The sequence below is a fragment of the Aureimonas sp. AU20 genome (assembly GCF_001442755.1).
Taxonomy (GTDB): domain Bacteria; phylum Pseudomonadota; class Alphaproteobacteria; order Rhizobiales; family Rhizobiaceae; genus Aureimonas.
Genome location: NZ_CP006367.1, coordinates 2,299,674 through 2,318,941, shown reverse-complemented (window position 1 = coordinate 2,318,941; position 19,268 = coordinate 2,299,674). Strand labels below are relative to the sequence as shown.

Below are 19,268 nucleotides of genomic sequence, written 5' to 3'. Positions count from 1 at the left end.
GCGTTGCGAGCCTCCCCCGAAGCGCCTATCTTCGCTTCGGGGAGACGCGACCGGTTTGGTCGCGCCCAGCCAGGAGATCGACCGCATGCCGATGAACGCCCGCGACATCGAAACCATGATCAAAGAGGCGATCCCCGACGCCGTGGTGACGATCCGCGATCTGGCGGGCGATGGTGATCATTACGCGGCCGAAGTCGTGGCGGAGAGCTTTCGCGGCAAGTCGCGGGTTCAGCAGCACCAGATGGTGTACCAGGCGCTGCAGGGAAACATGGGCGGCGTTCTTCACGCCCTCGCCCTTCAAACCAGCGCGCCGAAGTAATATTTGCGCAAGTGACGCGTCCGATAGCGGCAAGCCGAGAGGTCGCGACCCCACTCTTTTCGCCATCGCCTCGCGGCGCAGGCCAACCCTGAAACGGACCCGACCATGAGCGGCATCATCGACTGGATCGACAACGAGGTGAAGGCGAACGACGTGGTCGTCTTCATGAAGGGCACGCCGGACTTTCCGCAATGCGGCTTTTCCGGTCAGGTCGTTCAGATCCTGAACTATCTCGGCGTCGACTATAAGGGCGTCAACGTCCTGTCTTCGGACGAACTTCGCACAGGGATCAAGGAATACGGCTCCTGGCCGACGATTCCGCAGGTCTATGTGAAGGGCGAGTTCGTCGGCGGTTGCGACATTCTCCGGGAGATGTTCCAGGCCGGCGAGTTGCAGGACTTCTTCTCCGAACGCGGCGTGGAAGCCAAGGGCGCCGCTGCGGCGCAGTAACGCGCGAGCCCGCAAAGAGCCATTCGTCTGAAGGCCCGCTTCGAACCGAAGCGGGCCTTCTTCGTTCAGTCACGGAGCTTTGCTACGAGGCGCCGAACTATCAGTCTCCCTTGCAATTGACGGGGGAGCGTGTAGACGAGAGACGCACCAGGAAAGATTTGAGACCATGTCCGACGCGTCGCATCCCACGCGCGGGATTCCCTATTGGGAACTCGTCACTCTCATTGCCTGCATCATGGCGCTGAACGCCGCCGCCATCGATATCTTCATTCCCGCGTTGACGGGCATCGCGACGTCTCTGCAGCTCGCCAATCCGAACCAGGCGCAGTTCGTCATCTCGTCCTACGTGATGGGCTTCGGCATTGCGCAGATCGCCTATGGCACGCTGTCGGATCGCTTTGGGCGACGCCCGGTGCTGCTCGCGGGCCTCGCCGTCTATGTCGTCGCTTCCGTCGCCGCGATCTTCTCACCGACCTTCGGCGTGCTGCTCGCGTTGCGCGCCCTCCAGGGCGTCGGCGCGGCGGCGACTCGCGTCATCGCCGTTTCCGTGGTTCGGGACTGCTTCGGGGGCGCGCGCATGGCGAGCGTCATGTCCCTCGTCATGATGATCTTCATGGCGATCCCGGTGATCGCACCCAATATCGGCCAGCTCGTTCTCCTGTTCGGAGACTGGCACGAGATCTTTATTGCCATCGCCGTGTTCGGGACCTTCGTCGGCGTTTGGACCTATGTCCGTTTGCCCGAGACGCTGCATCCCGAGGATCGGCTACCGCTCACAGTCAGCCGTGTCGTCGGCGCCTTCCGGCTGGTGCTGACCAACCGCCGGGCCTTCGCCTACACCCTTTCGACCGCGCTGATCTTCGGCGTGCTCTTCGCTTTCATCAACCAGGCGGAACAGATCTACGGCACGATCTACGCCCTGGGTCCGGCCTTCACGCTCTACTTCTCCGCCGGCGCCGTCTTCATGGCAGTGGCGTCCTTCACCAATTCCCGGTTGGTGGAGCGTTTCGGCATGCGTCGCCTGTCGCATGGCGCGCTCTGCCTGTTTCTGGCGTTTAACATCCTGCATCTGAGCGTCGCGCTCCTGTCGGGTGGCGTGCCACCCTTTCCGGTCTTCTTCGTTGGGATCATCGCGACGCTCTGCCTGTTCGGCTTCATCGGCACGAATTTCAACGCGCTGGCCATGGAGCCGCTCGGCCATGTCGCCGGCACGGCGTCTTCCGTGCTGGGCTTCATGCAGACCTTCGGCGGCGGCGTGCTCGGCGCGGCCATCGGCTATCTCTACAACGGAACGCTGATGCCGATCTTGTCGGGCTTTGTTTTCCTGTCGATCGGGGCGGTCGTCTGCGCGCTGGTGGCCGAGAACGGACAACTCTTCCGGCCTGATCGGACCGTGGACTACGAAGACCCGATCGTCACGCACCCAGCCGCAGCGGCGGCTGAATAACGAAAAACGCCGGCCCAAAGGCCGGCGTTTTTGTTTGAGATAGCGTTGCGTTTCAAGCGCGAAGAATGTCGTCGCCGATCAGCGCGCGCAGCGCCTGCCAGCTTTCCGAGTCGGTCGCGGTCAGCAGCCCGCCCTCGATGTCGGTCGGGCGATAGGGCTCGCCGTTCCACTTGCGGACATAGCCGCCGGCCTCCTCCAGAAGGAGCGTGCCGGCGAGATGATCCCACGGCATCAGCTTCACATAGAACTGGTAGTGCAAAGCGCCGGAGGCCGTGAGGCGGTACTCGTGCGCGGCCGTGCGGTAATTGGCGAGAATGCGCGTGTCGGCGAGCCGAGTCAGAAGCGCCCTGCGCTGGTCCTTGGGCAGCATGGACGAGGACGCGACGCCGATCATATCGGCGATGCCGACCGGCTCGGCGGTGCGAAGGCGTACGCGTTCGCCGTCCGGCCGCACCAGGAAAGCGCCGGCGCCCTTTTCAGCGATCATCCAGTCGTCGCCCAGCGGATCGTAGATCAGGCCGGCGACCGTCTCGCCCTTCGACACCACGGCGGCCATGACTCCGAAAAGCGGCGCGCCTGCGGCGAAGTTCGCCGTGCCGTCGATCGGGTCGACGATGATCGAAAGGTCGGCGTCGCCGATCTGGGCGAGCAAAGCCGGGTCGGCCGCGACGCCCTCCTCGCCGACGAACAGCGCATCCGGCAGAAGCGCCGCGCATTCGCGCTTGATGAAGCGCTCGGCCGCTTCGTCGGCCTCAGTCACGAGATCGACCGCCGAGGTCTTTTCGCGAATGTCGCCTTCGCCCAGGCGCCGGAAGCGCGGCAGGATTTCGGCCTTGGCGGCGTCGCGCAGAATGGTGGCGAGTTTGTCGATCGGCAGGGTCACGGCGTCGGGTCCGTTCTGGAATGAGGCTGAAGCTGTGCGAAGTCGAAGAGATTGGGGTCGAGGAGATGGCTCGGCTTCACGGTCGAGAGCGAGCGGGCGATCGTCTCCTTGCGGCCGGGAAAGCGGCGCTCGAGATCGCCGAGGAAGCCTTTGAGCGCGCTGCGCTGCAGGCCTTCCTGGCTGCCGCACAGATCGCAGGGAATGATGGGAAAACGCATGGCTTCGGCGAAGCGGGCGATGTCCTCTTCGGCCGAGCGGATCAGCGGCCGCAGCACGGTGAGGTCGCCTTCATCGTTCAGGAGCTTTCCCGGCATAGCCGAGAGCTTGCCGCCATGGAGCATGTTGAGGAAGAAGGTCTCGATCGAATCGTCGAGATGGTGGCCGAGCACCAGCGCCTCGCAGCCCTCTTCGCGCGCGATGCGATAGAGATTGCCGCGTCGAAGGCGCGAGCACAGGGCGCAGGTCGTAGCGCCCTCGGGCACCTTCTCCTTCACCACCGAATAGGTGTCGCGATATTCGATGCGATGCGCGATGCCGTAGCGCGTGAGGAAGTCCGGCAAAATATGCTTTGGGAAGTTCGGCTGACCCTGATCAAGATTGCAAGCGAGCAACTCGACCGGGAGCAGGCCCCGCCATTGCAGGTCGAGCAGCAGCGCCAGCAGCGTGTAGGAGTCCTTGCCACCCGACAGGCCGACCAGCCAACGCGCGCCGGGCCGAACCATGGCGTAGGTCTGCATCGTGTCGCGCGCTTGACGCAGCAGACGCTTACGAAGCTTCTTGAAGCCGACGGAGCCGGGGGCGTCGCGAAACAACGGATGGGCGCCCTCGCCGCCTTCGGACTCGGTGTCAGCCGCGTCCGTCGCGCTATGCCTGTCGTCGTCCAGCATGGATAGCAGCTCCTTCGAAACCCGCAGTAGCAACCAGGGCTCAAAAACAAAAGGCCGCCCGAAGGCGGCCTTTCGAAAAGGTCTGTCCCGAAGGGCGACCGATCAGCGCGAGTAGAACTCGACGACGAGGTTCGGCTCCATGACGACCGGATACGGAACGTCGTGCAGACCGGGAACGCGCTGGTAGGTGACGACCATCTTGCCGTGATCGACTTCGAGATAGTCGGGAACGTCACGTTCGGCGAGCTGGGTGGCTTCGATGACCACGGTCAGCTGCTTGGACTTCTGACGAACCTCGATCACATCGCCCTGCTTGCAGCGGAACGAACCGATGTTGGTGCGCACGCCGTTAACCGTGACATGGCCGTGGTTGACGAACTGACGCGCGGCGAAGATCGTGGGAACGAGCTTCGCGCGGTACACGATCGCGTCCAGGCGGGACTCGAGCAGGCCGATCAGGTTCTCGGAGGTGTCGCCACGACGACGGGCGGCCTCTTCGTAGATCTTGCGGAACTGCTTCTCGGACAGATCGCCGTAGTAGCCCTTGAGCTTCTGCTTGGCACGCAGCTGCGTACCGAAGTCGGACATCTTGCCCTTGCGGCGCTGGCCATGCTGGCCCGGGCCGTACTGGCGACGATTCACCGGGGACTTCGGACGGCCCCAGATGTTCTCGCCCATGCGGCGATCGATTTTGTATTTAGCGGCTTCGCGCTTAGACATCGCATTTCCTAAAGACAAGACCGGCGGACCATTCCATCCGGCCGAGGAAACGCGCCCTCCTTTGCTCGCCCTGCGGCGAGCCGACAGGAATGCCACGACAAGCGCGACCATCCCACGGGACACGTAAAGAAACGGCGGACCTTTCGATCCGCCGATGCATGCCGCTTAATCGATCCGTCACAAATCGTCAAGGCTTGGGAGGCGTTGCGCCTATTTGCGAGCGATGACCCAGACGGCGTGAACGATGCCGGGAATATAGCCAAGAAGGGTCAGGATGATGTTGATCCAGAACTGCTTGCCGAGGCCAACCTCCATGAACACGCCGAGCGGCGGAAGGAGAATGGCGAAAATGATTTTGATCAGGTCCATGGAACGCCCGTTCACGTCTCGATGAGCCCTGAACGTTCGAGCGCCCCGCTCGTTCCTCGTCCTCCAACGCTCTCAAGTGCGGTTCATTCGCGGCCGCGCCTCGCAGGCGATAGATCAAGGACAGGACTCATGCTCAAGCCCAGCCTTCTCGGCGCCCTGACGGCCGCGCTGCTTGGCGCCCTCTCGGCGCCCGCCCTGGCGGACGCTTCCTACTTCCAGCGTTTCGCTGGATCGTTCTCGGGAAACGGCACCGTCCAGCGCGAACAGGACAGCTCACCCCGCCGCGTATCCTGTTCGCTGACAGGCGCGGCACCCTCCGCCAATCGGCTGCGCATCGACGGCTCCTGCCGCGCGGCCATCATCGTGCGCCGCGAGATCGGCGCCGACATTCGCTACGATCCCGCCTCGCAGCGTTTCACCGGCACCTATACCGGCTCAAGTCGCGGCCCTGCGCAACTCCGCAACGGGCGGCTGCGCGGCGACACGCTGACGCTCGATCTCGTCTATCCCCAGCCTGTGCATGGCGATCGCAACGCGGTTATGACGATCCGCAACAGCGGCAACGGACGCTTCACCCTGACGGTGACGGACCAGGTAGACGGACAATCGCGCACGACATCCAACGTCTCGCTAAGCCGCAGCTAGTTCTAACCGTCAGGCGCGCAGGCCGAACCCGCGAATGAGCGAGCGGGTGGCGGCATCCGGCTCGCCCGCCGTGAAGATCGCCCGGTCCCGCTCGTCCGGTACGGGCGCTCCATCGGGCGGCAGAAGCGATAGCGCGCGCCGGGCGATGGCTTCGGCCGGGTCCAGCCAGTCCACCGGCCAAGGCGCCGTCTTGCGCATCCGGTTGGCGAGAAAGGGATAGTGCGTACAGGCCAGCACCACGATATCGGTCCGCCGCCCGTCGCGCTCGATGAAACAAGGCGCCGTCTCGGCCTGCACGGCCTGCTCGTCGACGAAGCCGTGGCGAAGATAATCCTCCGCCAGCGCCGCCAGACGAACGCTGCCGACGAGGTTCACCTCGCATTTCGAGGCCCATTGGGTGATGAGATCGCGCGTGTATTGACGCTTCACCGTGCCGGGTGTCGCGAGAACGCTGACGAGGCCGGACTGCGTGCGCTCGGCGGCGGGCTTGATCGCGGGAACAGTTCCCACGAAATTCATTGCCGGGAACGCGGCGCGAAGGTCGCCCAGCGCCAGCGTCGAGGCCGTGTTGCAGGGAATCATGCACAGGAGCGGATCGTGCTCGGCGATCAATCGCCCGAACAGCTCCACGATCCGCGCGCGCAGTGCTTCCTCCTCCCAGTCTCCATAGGGAAACGCCGCATTGTCTGCGACATAGAGAAAGCGCCGCTCCGGCATCAGCACGCGCGCCTCGCGCAGCACGGTCAGCCCGCCGAGACCCGAGTCGAATAGGAGAATGGGCCGGTCGCTCATTCCCCGTCCTCGGTGGAGGATTTCTCGGAAGCGATGCGGATCTGGCGCTCGAAGGAACGCAGTACGCCATGCAGAGTGCTGAGTTCGGGACCGCTGAAGCCAGCGCGGGTCAGCATGATCCGCAGGTTGTGAACCATGACCTCCCGCTTTTCCGGCGGGAAGAAATAGCCCGCTCCGTCCAGCGATCCTTCCAGATGCGCGAAGAAGCGGTAGAGGATCTCCTTCTCTGCAGGGACGATCTCCGGCGCGGTGAAGCGCGGCGCGGCACCCTCGCCCAGACCCGACTTCATCCACTCGTAGCTCATGAGCAGCACGGCTTGCGCGATGTTGAGCGAGGCGAAGGCGGGATTGACCGGGAAGGTCACGATCTCGTCGGCAAGGTCGACCTCCTCGTTCGACAGGCCGAAGCGCTCGCGCCCGAAGAGGATGCCGGCCTTCTGACCCCCGCTGATGCGCGTGCGCAGCTGCCCGGCCGCATCGTCCGGCCCGCGCACGGGCTTGACGGAATAGCGCGGCCGCGCTGTCGTCGCCAGGAGATAGGTCGCGTCGGCGGCGGCCGCCTCGACCGTGTCGTAGAGCGTCACCGCGTCGATCACATGGTCGGCGCGCGAGGCGCTGGCGCGGGCCTTCTCGTTGGGCCAACCGTCGCGCGGGTTCACCAGACGCAGGTCCGCCAGCCCGAAATTCGCCATGGCGCGCGCCACCATGCCGATATTCTCGCCGAGCTGCGGCTCGACCAGAATGATCGCGGGTCCTTCGGTCAGGTTCTCGTCGGTGCGGTTCGTGCCGGCCAAGGCGCGCCCTTTCCTGAAATTTCGCCTCGCCTGCCCTTAGCGCGGCTCATAAGCCGCGCAAACCCTTAGCCTTGCGGTTCGACGGCTTTGCGGCGAGGAAACCGGGTGTTATAGCGCGGCCATCACGCCGGGGGCATTTCCGCCCTCTGTCCAACAACGCTCCGGCTGCCTTGGCCGGGGGCCTCTTGGGGAAAGCAGCATATGGCGAAGATCAAGGTCCAAAATCCGGTCGTGGAGCTGGACGGCGACGAGATGACCCGGATCATCTGGCAGGCGATCAAGGACAAGCTGATCCACCCCTACCTGGACATCGATCTCGAATATTACGACCTCTCGGTCGAGAACCGCGACGCCACGGGCGATCAGGTGACGATCGATTCGGCCAATGCCATCAAGAAGCACGGCGTCGGCGTCAAATGCGCGACGATCACGCCGGACGAGCAGCGTGTCGAAGAGTTCAAGCTCAAGAAGATGTGGAAGTCGCCCAACGGCACGATCCGCAACATTCTCGGCGGCGTGATCTTCCGCGAGCCGATCATCATGAAGAACGTGCCGCGCCTCGTGCCGGGCTGGACGCAGCCGATCGTCGTCGGCCGCCATGCCTTCGGCGACCAGTACCGCGCGACCGACTTCAAGTTCCCCGGCAAGGGCACGCTGTCGATCAAGTTCGTCGGCGAAGACGGCCAGGTGATCGAGCACGAGGTCTATCAGGCGCCCTCCGCCGGCGTCGCGATGGCCATGTACAATCTGGACGAGTCGATCCGCGAGTTCGCCCGTGCCTCGTTCAACTACGGCCTTCTGCGCAACTTCCCCGTCTATCTCTCGACCAAGAACACGATCCTCAAGGCCTATGACGGCCGCTTCAAGGACATTTTTCAGGAAGTGTTCGACGCGGAGTTCAAGACCGAGTTCGACAAGCGCAAGCTCACCTACGAGCACCGCCTGATCGACGACATGGTCGCCTCGGCGCTGAAGTGGTCGGGCGGCTATGTCTGGGCCTGCAAGAACTACGACGGCGACGTGCAGTCCGACATCGTAGCCCAGGGTTTCGGCTCGCTCGGCCTCATGACCTCGGTCCTGATGACGCCGGACGGCAAGACGGTCGAGGCGGAAGCTGCGCACGGCACCGTGACGCGCCACTACCGCCAGCATCAGAAGGGTCAGGAGACCTCGACCAACTCGATCGCCTCGATCTTCGCCTGGACACGCGGTCTCGCGCATCGCGCCAAGCTCGACGGCAACGAAGAGCTGAAGCGCTTCTCCGAGACGCTGGAGAAGGTCTGCATCGACACGGTCGAGGCCGGCCACATGACGAAGGATCTGGCCCTTCTCATCGGCCCGGATCAGCCCTGGCTCTCGACCACCGGCTTCCTCGACAAGATCGACGAGAACCTTCAGAAGGCGATGTCGGTCGCCTGACGCGTCCTCCACCATCGAACGCACGAGAGAAAGCCCGGCCATCTGGCCGGGCTTTTTCGTTTTCGCCAAATCCGATCTCGCGAAAACAGTTCGTTCAATAAATTGTCATGCTGCAAAAGAAACCATTGATCGAACGGGGCATTCTCCAATCATACCCGATCATGGAGTCTGTCATGTCGATCAGGAGCCTCGCTCTCACGACCATCACCGCCCTTTCGCTTTGTGCGATGGTGGCTATTCCGTCCGTTTCCGCCCAGTCGGCTTCCTGGGTCGAGGTTCGAAAGGACGCAGCGCTCGCTGGCTGGAACACCACCGCCGGTATGGCGACAAACATGAAGGTTCTCGGCCCCACCGGCGCCGAGGTCGGGAAGGTGGGCGAGATCCTTGGAGCCGATCGAAGCAGCCCGGCCGCTGCCGTGGTCGATTTCACCGGCGTCGAAGGCTATCGCCAGGGAAAGACAGCCATCCCGCTGGAGCAGTTCACGCTCGCGGACGGCATTCTTTCGCTGCGCAGCAGTGCGTCGGACTTGGCCGCCATGCCGGCCTGGAACTCGTAAGTCTCGCGCAAAAAAAAAGGGCGCTCCGGGCGCCCCTTTTCTGTCTCAGTCGTCAAGATCATCAAGCCGCGAGCTTGGCCTCGACCGCCGCAATGGCGGCGTCGGCATTGGCCGCATCCGGCCCGCCAGCCTGCGCCATGTCGGGACGGCCGCCGCCACCCTTGCCGCCGATGGCCTCGGAGGCAGCGCGAACAAGTTCCACGGCGCTGAAACGGGCGGTCAGATCGTCGGTGACGCCGACCACCACACTGGCCTTGCCATCCGCCACGCCGACGAAGGCGACGATGCCGGAGCCGAGACCCGATTTCACCTCGTCCACAAGACCCTTGAGGTCTTTCGGCGCGACGCCGTCCAGCACGCGGCCGACGAAGGACACGCCGCCGATCTCCTTCGGTGCCGAGGACGAGGCCGTGCCGTCGCCGGCCAACGCCAGCTTCTTTTTGGCTTCGGTCAGCTCGCGCTCCAGGCGGCGGCGCTCTTCGGCCAGCGCCTCGACGCGCTCGGCCAGTTCCGCCGGCGCCACCTTGAGAGTGGATGCGATGCGCTTCACGCGGGCGTCCTGCTCAAGGAGATAGTCGCGCGCGGCAACGCCCGTCAGCGCTTCCACGCGGCGCACGCCGGCGCCCACGGCCCCTTCGGACACGACATGGACCAGACCAATGTCGCCGGTCGCGCGAGCGTGGGTGCCGCCGCAAAGTTCGATCGAATAGGCGGACTTTCCGCCCTTGGCTTCGCCCATCGCGACGACGCGAACCTCGTCGCCATACTTCTCGCCGAACAGTGCCATGGCGCCGAGTGCGATGGCGTCGTCCACCGCCATGAGACGGGTTTCGATCGGCGTGTTCTGAAGGATCACGGCGTTGGCGAGTTCCTCGACCTTCGCGAGTTCCGCAGCCTCAAGAGGCTTGGGGTGCGAGAAGTCGAAGCGGAGGCGATCGGCCGAAACTTCCGAGCCCTTCTGGGCGACATGCGTCCCGAGGATCTCCCGCAGTCCCTCGTGCAGCAGATGCGTCGCCGAATGATTGGCGCGGATCTTTGTGCGGCGCGCGTGATCGACCACCAGTTCCAGAGGCGTTCCCACCTTCAGCGTGCCCTCGACGAGCTTGCCGCGATGGATGAACAGGCCGTTGGCGACCTTCTGCGTGTCTTCGACCTCGAAGCGGATGCCGTCGCCCTTGAGAATGCCGGTGTCGCCCACCTGGCCGCCGGACTGCGCATAGAAAGGCGTCTGGTTGAGGACGATCGTGGCCTGCTGACCGGCGGTGATCTCCGGCACCTCTGCGCCGCCCTGCACGATCGAGCGAACCTCGCCCTCGGCCGTTTCGGTGTCGTAGCCCAGGAACTCGGTCGCGCCCTCGCGCTCACGGATAGCGAACCAGACCGTTTCCGCCGCCGCCTCGCCCGATCCGACCCAGCTGGCGCGAGCCTCGGCCTTCTGGCGTTCCATGGCCGCCTGGAAGGACGAAAGATCGACGCCGACGCCGCGCGCGCGCAGCGCGTCCTGCGTCAGGTCGAGCGGGAAGCCATAGGTGTCGTAGAGTTTGAAGGCGACCTCGCCGTCGAGACTGTCGCCCTGACCGAGGCTCTGCGAGGCGTCGTTGAGCAGGATAAGGCCGCGATCGAGCGTCGTGAGGAAGCGCTTCTCCTCCAGCTTCAGCGTTTCAGAAATCAGCGCCTCGGCCCGCACCAGTTCTGGATAGGCGCGGCCCATCTCGGACACCAGCACCGGAAGCAGCTTGAAGAGAACCGGCTCACGCGCGCCCAGCAGCTTGGCGTGGCGCATGGCGCGGCGCATGATACGGCGAAGCACATAGCCGCGCCCTTCGTTCGATGGCAGAACGCCATCGGCGATCAGGAAGGCGGTGGCACGAAGATGGTCGGCGATGACGCGGTGGCTGGCGAGCGCATCGCCCTCGGCGCGCGAGCCGATCGCCTCCTCCACCGCCGCGATCAGCCGGCGGAACAGATCGATCTCGTAGTTGGAGGTCACGCCCTGCAGGATGGCGGCCATGCGCTCCAGGCCCATGCCGGTGTCGATCGACGGGCGCGGCAGAGCCACCCGCTCGCCCGGCGAAACCTGCTCGAACTGCATGAAGACGAGGTTCCAGAATTCGAGGAACCGGTCGCCGTCCTCGTCCGGCGAGCCCGGAGGGCCGCCGAAGACGCTCTCACCTTGGTCGTAGAAGATTTCGGAGCACGGGCCGCAGGGGCCGGTCTCGCCCATGGTCCAGAAATTGTCAGAGGTCGGGATGCGGATGATCCGATCCTCCGAGAAGCCCGCAATGCTTTTCCAGAGCCGCGCGGCCTCCTCATCCTCGGAGTAAACGGTGACGAGCAGTCGGCTCTTGTCGAGCGAAAATTCCTTGGTGACAAGGTTCCAGGCGAGGCTGATCGCCTCTTCCTTGAAATAGTCGCCGAAAGAGAAGTTGCCGAGCATCTCGAAGAACGTGTGGTGCCGGGCGGTGTAGCCGACATTGTCGAGATCGTTGTGCTTGCCGCCGGCCCGAACCACCTTCTGCGCCGTGGTGGCGCGGGTGTAGTCGCGCTTCTCCAGCCCGGTAAAGACGTTCTTGAACTGCACCATGCCGGCGTTCGTGAACATCAGGGTCGGATCGTTGCGCGGCACGAGCGGCGAAGAGGCGACCGGCTCATGCCCGTTCTTCGCGAAGTATTGAAGAAAGGTCGACCGGATCTCGTTCACGCCGCTCATGGAAAAACCTTCAACTGGGGAGACGCGGCCGGGGCATGGGAACCGCTCCGCGCAAGCCTTTTAGCGGCGAGGGAAAATCCTGTCTATGCCGCATCGGGACGATGGCGCTGCCGAGGGCCGGAAACGGAAACGCCCGCCGATGCGGCGGGCGTCGTCATCTATTGAGAAGCGGGTCTCAGGCCTCGCCATCCCCCTCGCCGTCGTCCTCGGACGGGCCGGAGTCCAGCAGTTTCTCGGCGATAAGGCCGGCATTCTGTCGGATCGCCGCCTCGATCTCGGCCAAAAGTGCCGGATTGTCGCGCAGCGTCTGCTTGGAATTCTCACGTCCCTGGCCGAGGCGCTGGGAATTGTAGGAGAACCAGGCGCCCGACTTCTCGACGATCCCGGACTTCACGCCGAGATCGACGAGCTCGCCGACCTTCGACACGCCCTCGCCATACATGATGTCGAACTCGACCTGCTTGAACGGCGGGGCCAGCTTGTTCTTCACGACCTTGACGCGGGTCTGATTGCCCGTGACCTCCTCGCGATCCTTGATCGAGCCGATGCGGCGGATGTCGAGGCGCACGGAGGCATAGAACTTCAGCGCATTGCCGCCCGTCGTCGTCTCGGGCGAGCCGAACATGACACCGATCTTCATGCGGATCTGGTTGATGAAGATGACCATGCACTTGGAGCGCGAGATCGAGCCGGTGAGCTTGCGCAGCGCCTGGCTCATCAGGCGAGCCTGCATGCCGGGCAGCGAGTCGCCCATCTCGCCCTCGATTTCGGCGCGCGGCGTCAGGGCCGCCACCGAATCGATGACCAGCACGTCGATCGCGCCGGAGCGAACCAGCGTGTCCACGATCTCCAGCGCCTGCTCGCCCGTGTCGGGCTGCGAGATCAGGAGATTGTCGAGATCGACGCCAAGCTTGCGGGCATAGACCGGGTCGAGCGCGTGCTCAGCATCCACGAAGGCGCAGACGCCGCCGCTTTTCTGAGCCTCGGCCACGGTGTGAAGCGCGAGCGTGGTCTTACCCGACGATTCCGGCCCGTAGATCTCGACGATACGCCCTTTCGGCAAGCCGCCGATGCCGAGCGCGATGTCGAGGCCGAGCGAGCCGGTCGAAACGGTTTCGATATCCAGCTTCTCGGTCTGGCCGAGTCGCATGATGGAGCCCTTGCCGAAGGCCCGTTCGATCTGCGAAAGCGCTGCATCGAGCGCCTTGTTCTTGTCCACCGAAGTATCCTCAACGAGACGGAGTGGGCTCTGGGCCATGAAGGTGAAACCTTATTCCACGGGGCGAGACGGGGTGCAATGCGCTTGGCTGTGACGGACATGTACCCTTTTTGTTCTCATTTTTCAAGGCGCGTTCCTGCTTTGTTTCTGATTTCCAGCGCGCAGTTTTCGGCTTTCGATTGCCCATGACGACCGATCCTGTCCGGCCCAAGATCGTCCTTGTCGGCGGAGCGCATCTCGACCGCGTGGCCCGCTCCGGCGTGTCCTTCGTGCCGCGCGCCTCCAACCCCGGCCGAAGCCGCGAGAGTGTCGGCGGCGCCGCCTTCAACGCCGCTCGCGCCCTCGCACGCTTCGGTGCGCAGACCCATCTCGTCAGCGCCAGGGGCGGAGACGGGATCGGAATTGCCGTGGAGAGTGCTTTGGAAAGCGAGGGGATCGGCGATGGTTCCCTAACCTGGCTCGATCGGCGCTCGGCCAGCTACACCGCTATCCTGGACGAGACCGGCGAGTTGCGGGCGGCGATCGCCGACATGGAGATTTACGACCTTCTCTCGCCCCGGTCTTTTCGACGCTCGCACCTGAGGGACAAGCTCGCTTCGGCCGACGCTTGGATTCTCGACGCCAATCTACCGGACGTCAGCCTGGCGCATTTCGCGGGCGCGGCGAGCGGGCGCCCCGTCTTCGGCATCGCCGTTTCCCCGGTCAAGGTCCTGCGCTTTCGGGCTTGTCTGCCCGCGCTTTCGGCGCTGTTCCTGTCGCGAACGGAAGCGGCCTCGCTGCTTGGCCTCAGCAAGGACACGCCTCTTCCCGATCTCGCGGAGGGACTCTTCAGCGCGGGCCTTCGGCGTGCGGCGATCACGGATGGGCCGAACCCTGCGTTGATTCTCGACGGTTCGGCGCGCCACCTTCAATCGACGCCTCAGATTTCATCCATTCGGGACGTGACCGGGGCCGGCGACACGCTGGCGGCTGGAGCCGCGTTCGAGTTGCTCCACGGGGCGGATTTCGTGTCGGCCGTTCGGGTGGGCATGGCGGCGTCCTCATTCCATATCGAGGCCGAGCTTCCCGTCGATTCCCTTCTGCGCTGCCGCCTTCGCGCCGCTTCGCTTCCTCCCGCCACACCCCTTGCGTAAGGCATGACCTCATGAACGACTTGATCCAGCTTTCGCCCGCCGTGTCCGAAGCCTTGCGCTTCGGCCGCGCCGTCGTGGCACTCGAATCCACCATCATCACCCATGGCATGCCCTGGCCGCGGAATCTTGAGATGGCGCGTCAGGTGGAAGCGCTCATTCGCGAGGAGGGCGCCGAGCCGGCGACGATCGCCGTGATCGACGGCAAGCTGCATGTCGGCCTCACCGACGCCCAGCTCGAAGCCCTGGCACAGACGCAAGGCGCGCTGAAGCTGTCTCGCGCCGACCTCGCATATGCCGTCGCCGCCGGGCGAACCGGATCGACCACCGTCGCCGCGACGATGATCGCCGCCAAACTCGCCGGGATCGAGGTCTTCGCGACGGGTGGGATCGGCGGCGTCCACAAGGGCGCGGAAACGAGCTTCGACATCTCGGCCGACCTTGATGAACTCGCGCAGACGTCGGTGATCGTCGTGTCGGCTGGCGCCAAGGCGATCCTCGACCTGAAGAAGACCTTCGAAGTGTTGGAAACCAAGGGGGTTCCGGTGATCGGCTATGGCGTCGATGAGCTGCCGGCCTTCTGGTCGCGCCGCTCCGGCATCGCCGCACCCATCCGCATGGACAGCGCCGACGCCATCGCCGACTTCCAGCGGGTTCGCGAGAAGCTGGAGATCGCCGGCGGCATGCTGATCGCCAATCCGCTTTCGGAAGAGTTGGAGATCGACGGCGCCACGATCGGCACATGGATCGACGCTGCGCTAAGCGACGCCGAGGCACAGGGCATCCAGGGCAAGGCGACGACGCCCTTCCTGCTGCAGCGGATTTTCGAGCTCAGTGACGGCCGCTCGCTCGCGACCAATATCGATCTCGTGCAGTCCAACGCGCGTCTTGCAGCTCACATCGGTGTCGCGCTGGCCAAGCGCCCGAAGTCCTGACTGCACATAGACTCGAATTTTGATCGAAGACTGTTCGACAAAAATCTAAGCGGAGCGCCATCGATCGTGAGGCGCTCCGCGATAAGGTTGAGGGCGCCGGTCCGGACAAGCTGTCAGTCAACGTTCCGGCGCTTGGTCCTACTCTTCCAGGGCATCCTTAACCGCCACGGCGAGGTCGCGAAGCGAGAAGGGCTTGGGCAGGAAGCCGAACTTCTCGCCCTCCGGCAGGTTCTTGGCGAAGGCGTCTTCGGCATAGCCGGACACGAAGATGAACTTGAGGTCGGGCCGCACCTTGCGCATCTCGCGCAGGAGGGTTGGCCCGTCCATCTCCGGCATGACGACGTCCGACACGACGAGATCGACCTTGCCGTCGAGTTCTTCCATCACGTCCAAAGCCTCGATGCCGGACGACGCCTCGTGCACCTCGTAGCCCCGCATTTTGAGCGCGCGCACATTGCCCGCGCGCACATTGTCCTCGTCCTCGACCAGCAGAATCGAAGCTGTGCCGGAAAGGTCCATCTTGGCATTGGCGGCCTGCGTGCCCGCCTGCTCGACGCGCGGCGCGGCGACCTCGGCCGGGATGTGCCGCGGCAGGAAGATGCGGAACACCGTACCCTCGCCGGGCTTGGACTCCACGAAAATGAAGCCGCCGGACTGCTTCACGATGCCATAGACCATGGACAAGCCGAGGCCCGTTCCCTTGCCGATCTCCTTGGTGGTGAAGAAGGGCTCGAAGATGCGCTCCGCGACGTCGGCTGGCATGCCCGAGCCGGTGTCGGCGACCTCCATGAGGACGTATTCGCCGGAGATGAGCTCGGAATAGGCGAATGCGGCCGCCTCGGCTTCCGACACGTTGCGAGTGGAGATCGTGACCGTCCCTTGCGTGGACATTGCGTCCCGGGCGTTCTGCACGAGATTGGTCACAACCTGCTCGAACTGGCCGATATCGGCCATAACGGGCCAGAGATCGCGGGCGTGGTGTCGCTCCAGCTTCACCAGATCGCCGGAAATCCGCTTCAGGAGCAGATGCATATCGGCGATCACGTCCGTCAGGTTCAGCATCTTGGGACGCATGGTCTGGCGGCGGGAATAGGCCAGAAGCTGTCGCACCAGCGAGGCCGCGCGGTTGGCGCTCTGTTTGATGAGAAGCAGGTCTTGGAAGGACGGATCGCCCGAGCGATGGTTGAGCAGAAGGAAATCCACCGAGGCGGTGATGATGGTGAGGACGTTGTTGAAGTCGTGCGCGATGCCGCCGGCGAGATTGCCGATCGCCTGCATCTTCTGACTCTTGGCGAACTGGTCTTCGAGCGTGCGCTGCTGCGTGATGTCCACGCCGTAGAGAATCGCCACCTCGCTCGTGCCGTCCTGCATGTCGGCATTGGCGCTGACATAGAGCCGGGCCGAGCGCATGGGTTCGGTCGGAAGCTCCGCGTCGACGGAAGGTATGTCGGCTTGGCCGCGCGAGGCGGCGGCGAGCGCCTGGCGGATCGCCTCGCGGTTTTCCTCGCGCACGCAATCGGTAATTGGCTGCGCGCCGATCGCGGCGTTTTCTCCGAACAGGCGGCCGAACGCGCCATTGGCCCGCGCCACGCGGCCGTTCGCGTCGAGCGCGGCGATGGCCATGGGCGAGGAATTGAAGAAGCGGGTGAAGCGCACTTCGGCGGCGCGCAACGCCTGTTCCTGTTCGCCCGTGCCGACCCGGTTCAGCACGAGCGTGCGCGTCACGCCCTTCATGCGCTCGCCTGCCGGCGCGAAATTGCGCAGAAGGCGGACCGGCAGGCGCTGACCCGTTGCCGTCACGAGGTCGAGATCCACCGAACTGATGTCGTTCTCGTCGGCCACGCGCTTGGAACGGCGCAGAAGCGCCGCGTCTTCCTCGCGCATATAGTCGAAGATCGAATGCGCATAGGGCTTGAACGAGGCCAGATCGATCCGCAGCCAGTCGGCCAGCGTGGCGTTGATATAGCCGAGGCGCCCGGCTTCGTCGGCAGCGAAGAAGCCGGCGGGCGCATGGTCGAGATAGTCGATCGCGTGCTGCAGGTCGCGGAAGAAGCTTTCCTGCTCCTCCCGCTCACGCGTGATATCGGCGATCTGCCAGACCTGCAGCGTGCCTTTGTCGGTTCCGAGCGGGCGCACGGACGCGCGATACCAGCGCGGCGATGCGTCGGCGGTGCGGCTGCCGAGTTCGCGCGTCAGGCGGAACTCCTCCTGGCCGACCAGATTTTCGCGCGACAGGTTGGCGAGGCGGTAGATGGCCTCGGAGGCTTCCGGCTCACGCGAAAGAAGACGCTCCAGCGTGCGCACCTCGCCGGCGGAATGCGCGCCGGTGCGCTCGCCATAGGCGCGGTTGGCGTAGACGACGCGGCCTTTTCGGTCCGTAACCAGTGTACCGGTGGGCAGATCGTCCAGAAAAGCTTTTGCGATCCCCTGCTCCGCGCGGCGGAAGCCGAACTGCAGGAGGCCGAGCGCCAGCCCGAACACGGCTGCGACGCCGACCATGGCGAGAAGGCCGAAAATACCGAGAAGCGCGATGGCCCCATAAACATGACCGAACAGCGCCAGCGTCGCGGCGAAGACGAACAGAAACCCGGCGAGAAACAGGATGCGGCGTACGCCCGACGAATCAGGATGGCGATCGATCAACGGCTTCTCGGTCGGGCTGGGGTGAACCGGCGCGGTCTGTTCCACAGGGGATGCTCCATGCATCAGCATCGGCCCTTCCGATAACGGGCTGGAAAGGTTACGACCGTTTGGCGCGAAGCGCACGAGATTCTGTCGAATTTGCGCCCGTCATTGCCGTTCGTCATGATGGCACGGCAGTATGGGTCGTAGCTGACCTGACACTGGATCGGGGCGAGTGGCGACATAAGAACCGAATACCGATAGCGGTCTCGAAACGTCAACGACGATCGGGACCGTCGTCATCGCGGAGGTATGGTAAATGCGTGATTGGTTGACCGGCGTGGTTGGAGAGAGTCTGGCGCCGATCGTTTCGGTGGTTTTGGCCGCCGCGGTGGTCATTCTCCTGGTCCTGCTGCTTGTCGGCTTGGCCAAGCGGGTGTTCGCCGGAACCGGAGGCCTCGGAAGCCGAGGCCGGGCGCCACGTCTCGCAGTTCTGGACGTCGTGCCGGTGGACCAACGCCGCAAGCTGGTGCTCGTGCGCCGCGACGAGGCGGAGCATCTGATCCTGATCGGCGGTTCGAACGACCTCGTGGTGGAACAGGGCATCTATCGCGGCCCGGGCGCGCGTCGCGGCCCGCCTGGCGCCGTTCGTCAGGAGCCGGAACTCGGCGGCGCCGATCGCCCCTCCTCCACCGGCCCACTCCCGCATCGCCGCGTACCCCCGCAGGCTCCCGTACGACCAGCCCCGGAACCGGTTCGCGCGGACTTGGACGAGCCGTTCGTTCCCGAAGTTCCGCCGGCCATTCAGAATGCGCGCGCGGCCGATCCCGTGGTCGAGGCGCCGCGTGCGGCGCCCGCCCCGCGCGCCGAGCCGTTCCTTGAGCCGCAACTGTCCGCTCAGGTGGAGCCGCCGCGCCGTGCGGCCGTCACCTCCGAACCGCCGCGCCAAGCGCCGCCGGTGACTCGCCCGACCGAGTCCGCGCGTGCTGCGGTCGAGCCGCCGCGTGCAGCCGTGGAGCCGCCCCGGCCGGTCGAACCGCAACGCGCGATTGAGCCGCCCCTCTCACCCGCACCGGTCATTCCGCCTCAGCGTCAGCCTACGCCTCCAAAAGCCGAGCCGAGCCGAGCCGAGCCGGCGCGCGCTCCTGTCGCTGCGCCTTTGCCCGCACCGATCCCAACACCGGTTTCTCGGGTTGCTCCCACCCCCGAACCTGCCGTCGCTGAGACGCCGGCTGTTTCCCACACGCCCGAGCCGCGCGTTGCAATACCGGTATCCGCCCCCCCGCAGCAGCCGGAGCCGATCGTTGGTTTCGCTCTGACGGACGACGCAGCGGAGTCCCGCGATCCTGCTCGCTCTGCACCGCAGCCAG

Annotated in this window: 18 protein-coding genes; 8 read left to right on the top strand and 10 right to left on the bottom strand. The window is 64.7% G+C overall.

What is annotated here, in order from left to right:
- Window positions 1-85: 85 nt before the first annotated feature.
- The 3 genes from M673_RS10220 to M673_RS10210 all read left to right on the top strand — a co-directional run bounded on the left by M673_RS10220 (window position 86) and on the right by M673_RS10210 (window position 2,216).
- Window positions 86-319, top strand: coding sequence for a BolA/IbaG family iron-sulfur metabolism protein (locus M673_RS10220; RefSeq protein WP_061977777.1), 234 nt, complete (start codon window positions 86-88; stop codon window positions 317-319).
- Between the two features lie 105 nt (window positions 320-424).
- On the top strand, window positions 425-769 hold the full coding sequence (grxD, locus tag M673_RS10215; RefSeq protein WP_061975911.1) for a Grx4 family monothiol glutaredoxin: 345 nt from the start codon (window positions 425-427) through the stop codon (window positions 767-769).
- Between the two features lie 166 nt (window positions 770-935).
- Complete coding sequence (locus M673_RS10210; RefSeq protein ID WP_061975909.1) at window positions 936-2,216, top strand: multidrug effflux MFS transporter; 1,281 nt, start codon at window positions 936-938, stop codon at window positions 2,214-2,216.
- Window positions 2,217-2,268: 52 nt separating this feature from the next.
- On the opposite strand, the gene M673_RS10205 is transcribed toward M673_RS10210, so the two are convergent.
- The 4 genes from M673_RS10205 to M673_RS23655 all read right to left on the bottom strand — a co-directional run bounded on the left by M673_RS10205 (window position 2,269) and on the right by M673_RS23655 (window position 5,075).
- Window positions 2,269-3,099, bottom strand: a complete 831-nt coding sequence (locus tag M673_RS10205) for an inositol monophosphatase family protein (RefSeq protein ID WP_061975907.1) — start codon at window positions 3,097-3,099, stop codon at window positions 2,269-2,271.
- Window positions 3,096-3,986, bottom strand: a complete 891-nt coding sequence (gene ttcA, locus M673_RS10200; protein WP_061975905.1) for a tRNA 2-thiocytidine(32) synthetase TtcA — start codon at window positions 3,984-3,986, stop codon at window positions 3,096-3,098. The genes M673_RS10205 and ttcA overlap by 4 nt, the downstream gene beginning before the upstream one ends.
- Before the next feature lie 102 nt (window positions 3,987-4,088).
- Entirely contained in the window at window positions 4,089-4,706 is a 618-nt protein-coding gene (gene rpsD, locus M673_RS10195; protein ID WP_061975903.1) for a 30S ribosomal protein S4, read from the bottom strand.
- A gap of 210 nt (window positions 4,707-4,916) precedes the next feature.
- On the bottom strand, window positions 4,917-5,075 hold the full coding sequence (locus M673_RS23655) for a YqaE/Pmp3 family membrane protein (RefSeq protein WP_082639326.1): 159 nt from the start codon (window positions 5,073-5,075) through the stop codon (window positions 4,917-4,919).
- A gap of 129 nt (window positions 5,076-5,204) precedes the next feature.
- Between M673_RS23655 and M673_RS10190 the strand changes: the two genes are divergently transcribed.
- Window positions 5,205-5,720 carry a hypothetical protein gene (locus M673_RS10190; RefSeq protein WP_061975901.1) on the top strand — a complete coding sequence of 172 codons (516 nt, stop codon included), beginning with the start codon at window positions 5,205-5,207 and terminating at the stop codon, window positions 5,718-5,720.
- A 9-nt stretch (window positions 5,721-5,729) separates the two neighbouring features.
- On the opposite strand, the gene murI is transcribed toward M673_RS10190, so the two are convergent.
- Complete coding sequence (gene murI, locus M673_RS10185; RefSeq protein ID WP_061975899.1) at window positions 5,730-6,512, bottom strand: glutamate racemase; 783 nt, start codon at window positions 6,510-6,512, stop codon at window positions 5,730-5,732.
- Complete coding sequence (locus M673_RS10180; protein ID WP_061975898.1) at window positions 6,509-7,306, bottom strand: RNA methyltransferase; 798 nt, start codon at window positions 7,304-7,306, stop codon at window positions 6,509-6,511. The genes murI and M673_RS10180 overlap by 4 nt, the downstream gene beginning before the upstream one ends.
- Window positions 7,307-7,507: 201 nt before the next feature.
- Between M673_RS10180 and M673_RS10175 the strand changes: the two genes are divergently transcribed.
- A complete protein-coding gene (locus M673_RS10175) occupies window positions 7,508-8,725 on the top strand; it encodes an NADP-dependent isocitrate dehydrogenase (protein ID WP_061975896.1) in 1,218 nt (405 codons plus the stop codon).
- 107 nt (window positions 8,726-8,832) lie between these two features.
- Entirely contained in the window at window positions 8,833-9,282 is a 450-nt protein-coding gene (locus M673_RS24170; protein WP_148640018.1) for a M20 family dipeptidase, read from the top strand.
- Between the two features lie 61 nt (window positions 9,283-9,343).
- On the opposite strand, the gene alaS is transcribed toward M673_RS24170, so the two are convergent.
- Entirely contained in the window at window positions 9,344-11,992 is a 2,649-nt protein-coding gene (alaS, locus tag M673_RS10160; RefSeq protein ID WP_061975889.1) for an alanine--tRNA ligase, read from the bottom strand.
- 175 nt (window positions 11,993-12,167) lie between these two features.
- Window positions 12,168-13,250, bottom strand: coding sequence for a recombinase RecA (gene recA, locus M673_RS10155; RefSeq protein WP_061975887.1), 1,083 nt, complete (start codon window positions 13,248-13,250; stop codon window positions 12,168-12,170).
- Window positions 13,251-13,396: 146 nt separating this feature from the next.
- On the opposite strand from recA, the gene M673_RS10150 reads away from it, so the two are divergent.
- The gene (locus M673_RS10150) at window positions 13,397-14,344 is read left to right on the top strand and encodes a PfkB family carbohydrate kinase (protein ID WP_061975885.1); all 948 of its coding nucleotides are present in this window, start codon (window positions 13,397-13,399) and stop codon (window positions 14,342-14,344) included.
- Window positions 14,345-14,355: 11 nt separating this feature from the next.
- A complete protein-coding gene (locus tag M673_RS10145) occupies window positions 14,356-15,276 on the top strand; it encodes a pseudouridine-5'-phosphate glycosidase (protein ID WP_061975884.1) in 921 nt (306 codons plus the stop codon).
- A 138-nt stretch (window positions 15,277-15,414) separates the two neighbouring features.
- On the opposite strand, the gene cckA is transcribed toward M673_RS10145, so the two are convergent.
- A complete protein-coding gene (gene cckA / locus M673_RS10140) occupies window positions 15,415-17,982 on the bottom strand; it encodes a cell cycle histidine kinase CckA (protein WP_061977776.1) in 2,568 nt (855 codons plus the stop codon).
- A 193-nt stretch (window positions 17,983-18,175) separates the two neighbouring features.
- Window positions 18,176-18,787, bottom strand: coding sequence for a hypothetical protein (locus M673_RS24905; RefSeq protein WP_244493143.1), 612 nt, complete (start codon window positions 18,785-18,787; stop codon window positions 18,176-18,178).
- Window positions 18,788-19,268: the final 481 nt, after the last annotated feature.

Coding starts and splice junctions, on each gene's coding strand:
- M673_RS10220 (WP_061977777.1), top strand. CDS start 86: ATGCCGATGAACGCCCGCGACATCGAAACCATGATCAAAGAGGCGATC.
- grxD (WP_061975911.1), top strand. CDS start 425: ATGAGCGGCATCATCGACTGGATCGACAACGAGGTGAAGGCGAACGAC.
- M673_RS10210 (WP_061975909.1), top strand. CDS start 936: ATGTCCGACGCGTCGCATCCCACGCGCGGGATTCCCTATTGGGAACTC.
- ttcA (WP_061975905.1), bottom strand. CDS start 3,986: ATGCTGGACGACGACAGGCATAGCGCGACGGACGCGGCTGACACCGAG.
- rpsD (WP_061975903.1), bottom strand. CDS start 4,706: ATGTCTAAGCGCGAAGCCGCTAAATACAAAATCGATCGCCGCATGGGC.
- M673_RS23655 (WP_082639326.1), bottom strand. CDS start 5,075: ATGGACCTGATCAAAATCATTTTCGCCATTCTCCTTCCGCCGCTCGGC.
- M673_RS10190 (WP_061975901.1), top strand. CDS start 5,205: ATGCTCAAGCCCAGCCTTCTCGGCGCCCTGACGGCCGCGCTGCTTGGC.
- murI (WP_061975899.1), bottom strand. CDS start 6,512: ATGAGCGACCGGCCCATTCTCCTATTCGACTCGGGTCTCGGCGGGCTG.
- M673_RS10175 (WP_061975896.1), top strand. CDS start 7,508: ATGGCGAAGATCAAGGTCCAAAATCCGGTCGTGGAGCTGGACGGCGAC.
- M673_RS24170 (WP_148640018.1), top strand. CDS start 8,833: ATGCTGCAAAAGAAACCATTGATCGAACGGGGCATTCTCCAATCATAC.
- alaS (WP_061975889.1), bottom strand. CDS start 11,992: ATGAGCGGCGTGAACGAGATCCGGTCGACCTTTCTTCAATACTTCGCG.
- recA (WP_061975887.1), bottom strand. CDS start 13,250: ATGGCCCAGAGCCCACTCCGTCTCGTTGAGGATACTTCGGTGGACAAG.
- M673_RS10150 (WP_061975885.1), top strand. CDS start 13,397: ATGACGACCGATCCTGTCCGGCCCAAGATCGTCCTTGTCGGCGGAGCG.
- M673_RS10145 (WP_061975884.1), top strand. CDS start 14,356: ATGAACGACTTGATCCAGCTTTCGCCCGCCGTGTCCGAAGCCTTGCGC.
- cckA (WP_061977776.1), bottom strand. CDS start 17,982: ATGCATGGAGCATCCCCTGTGGAACAGACCGCGCCGGTTCACCCCAGC.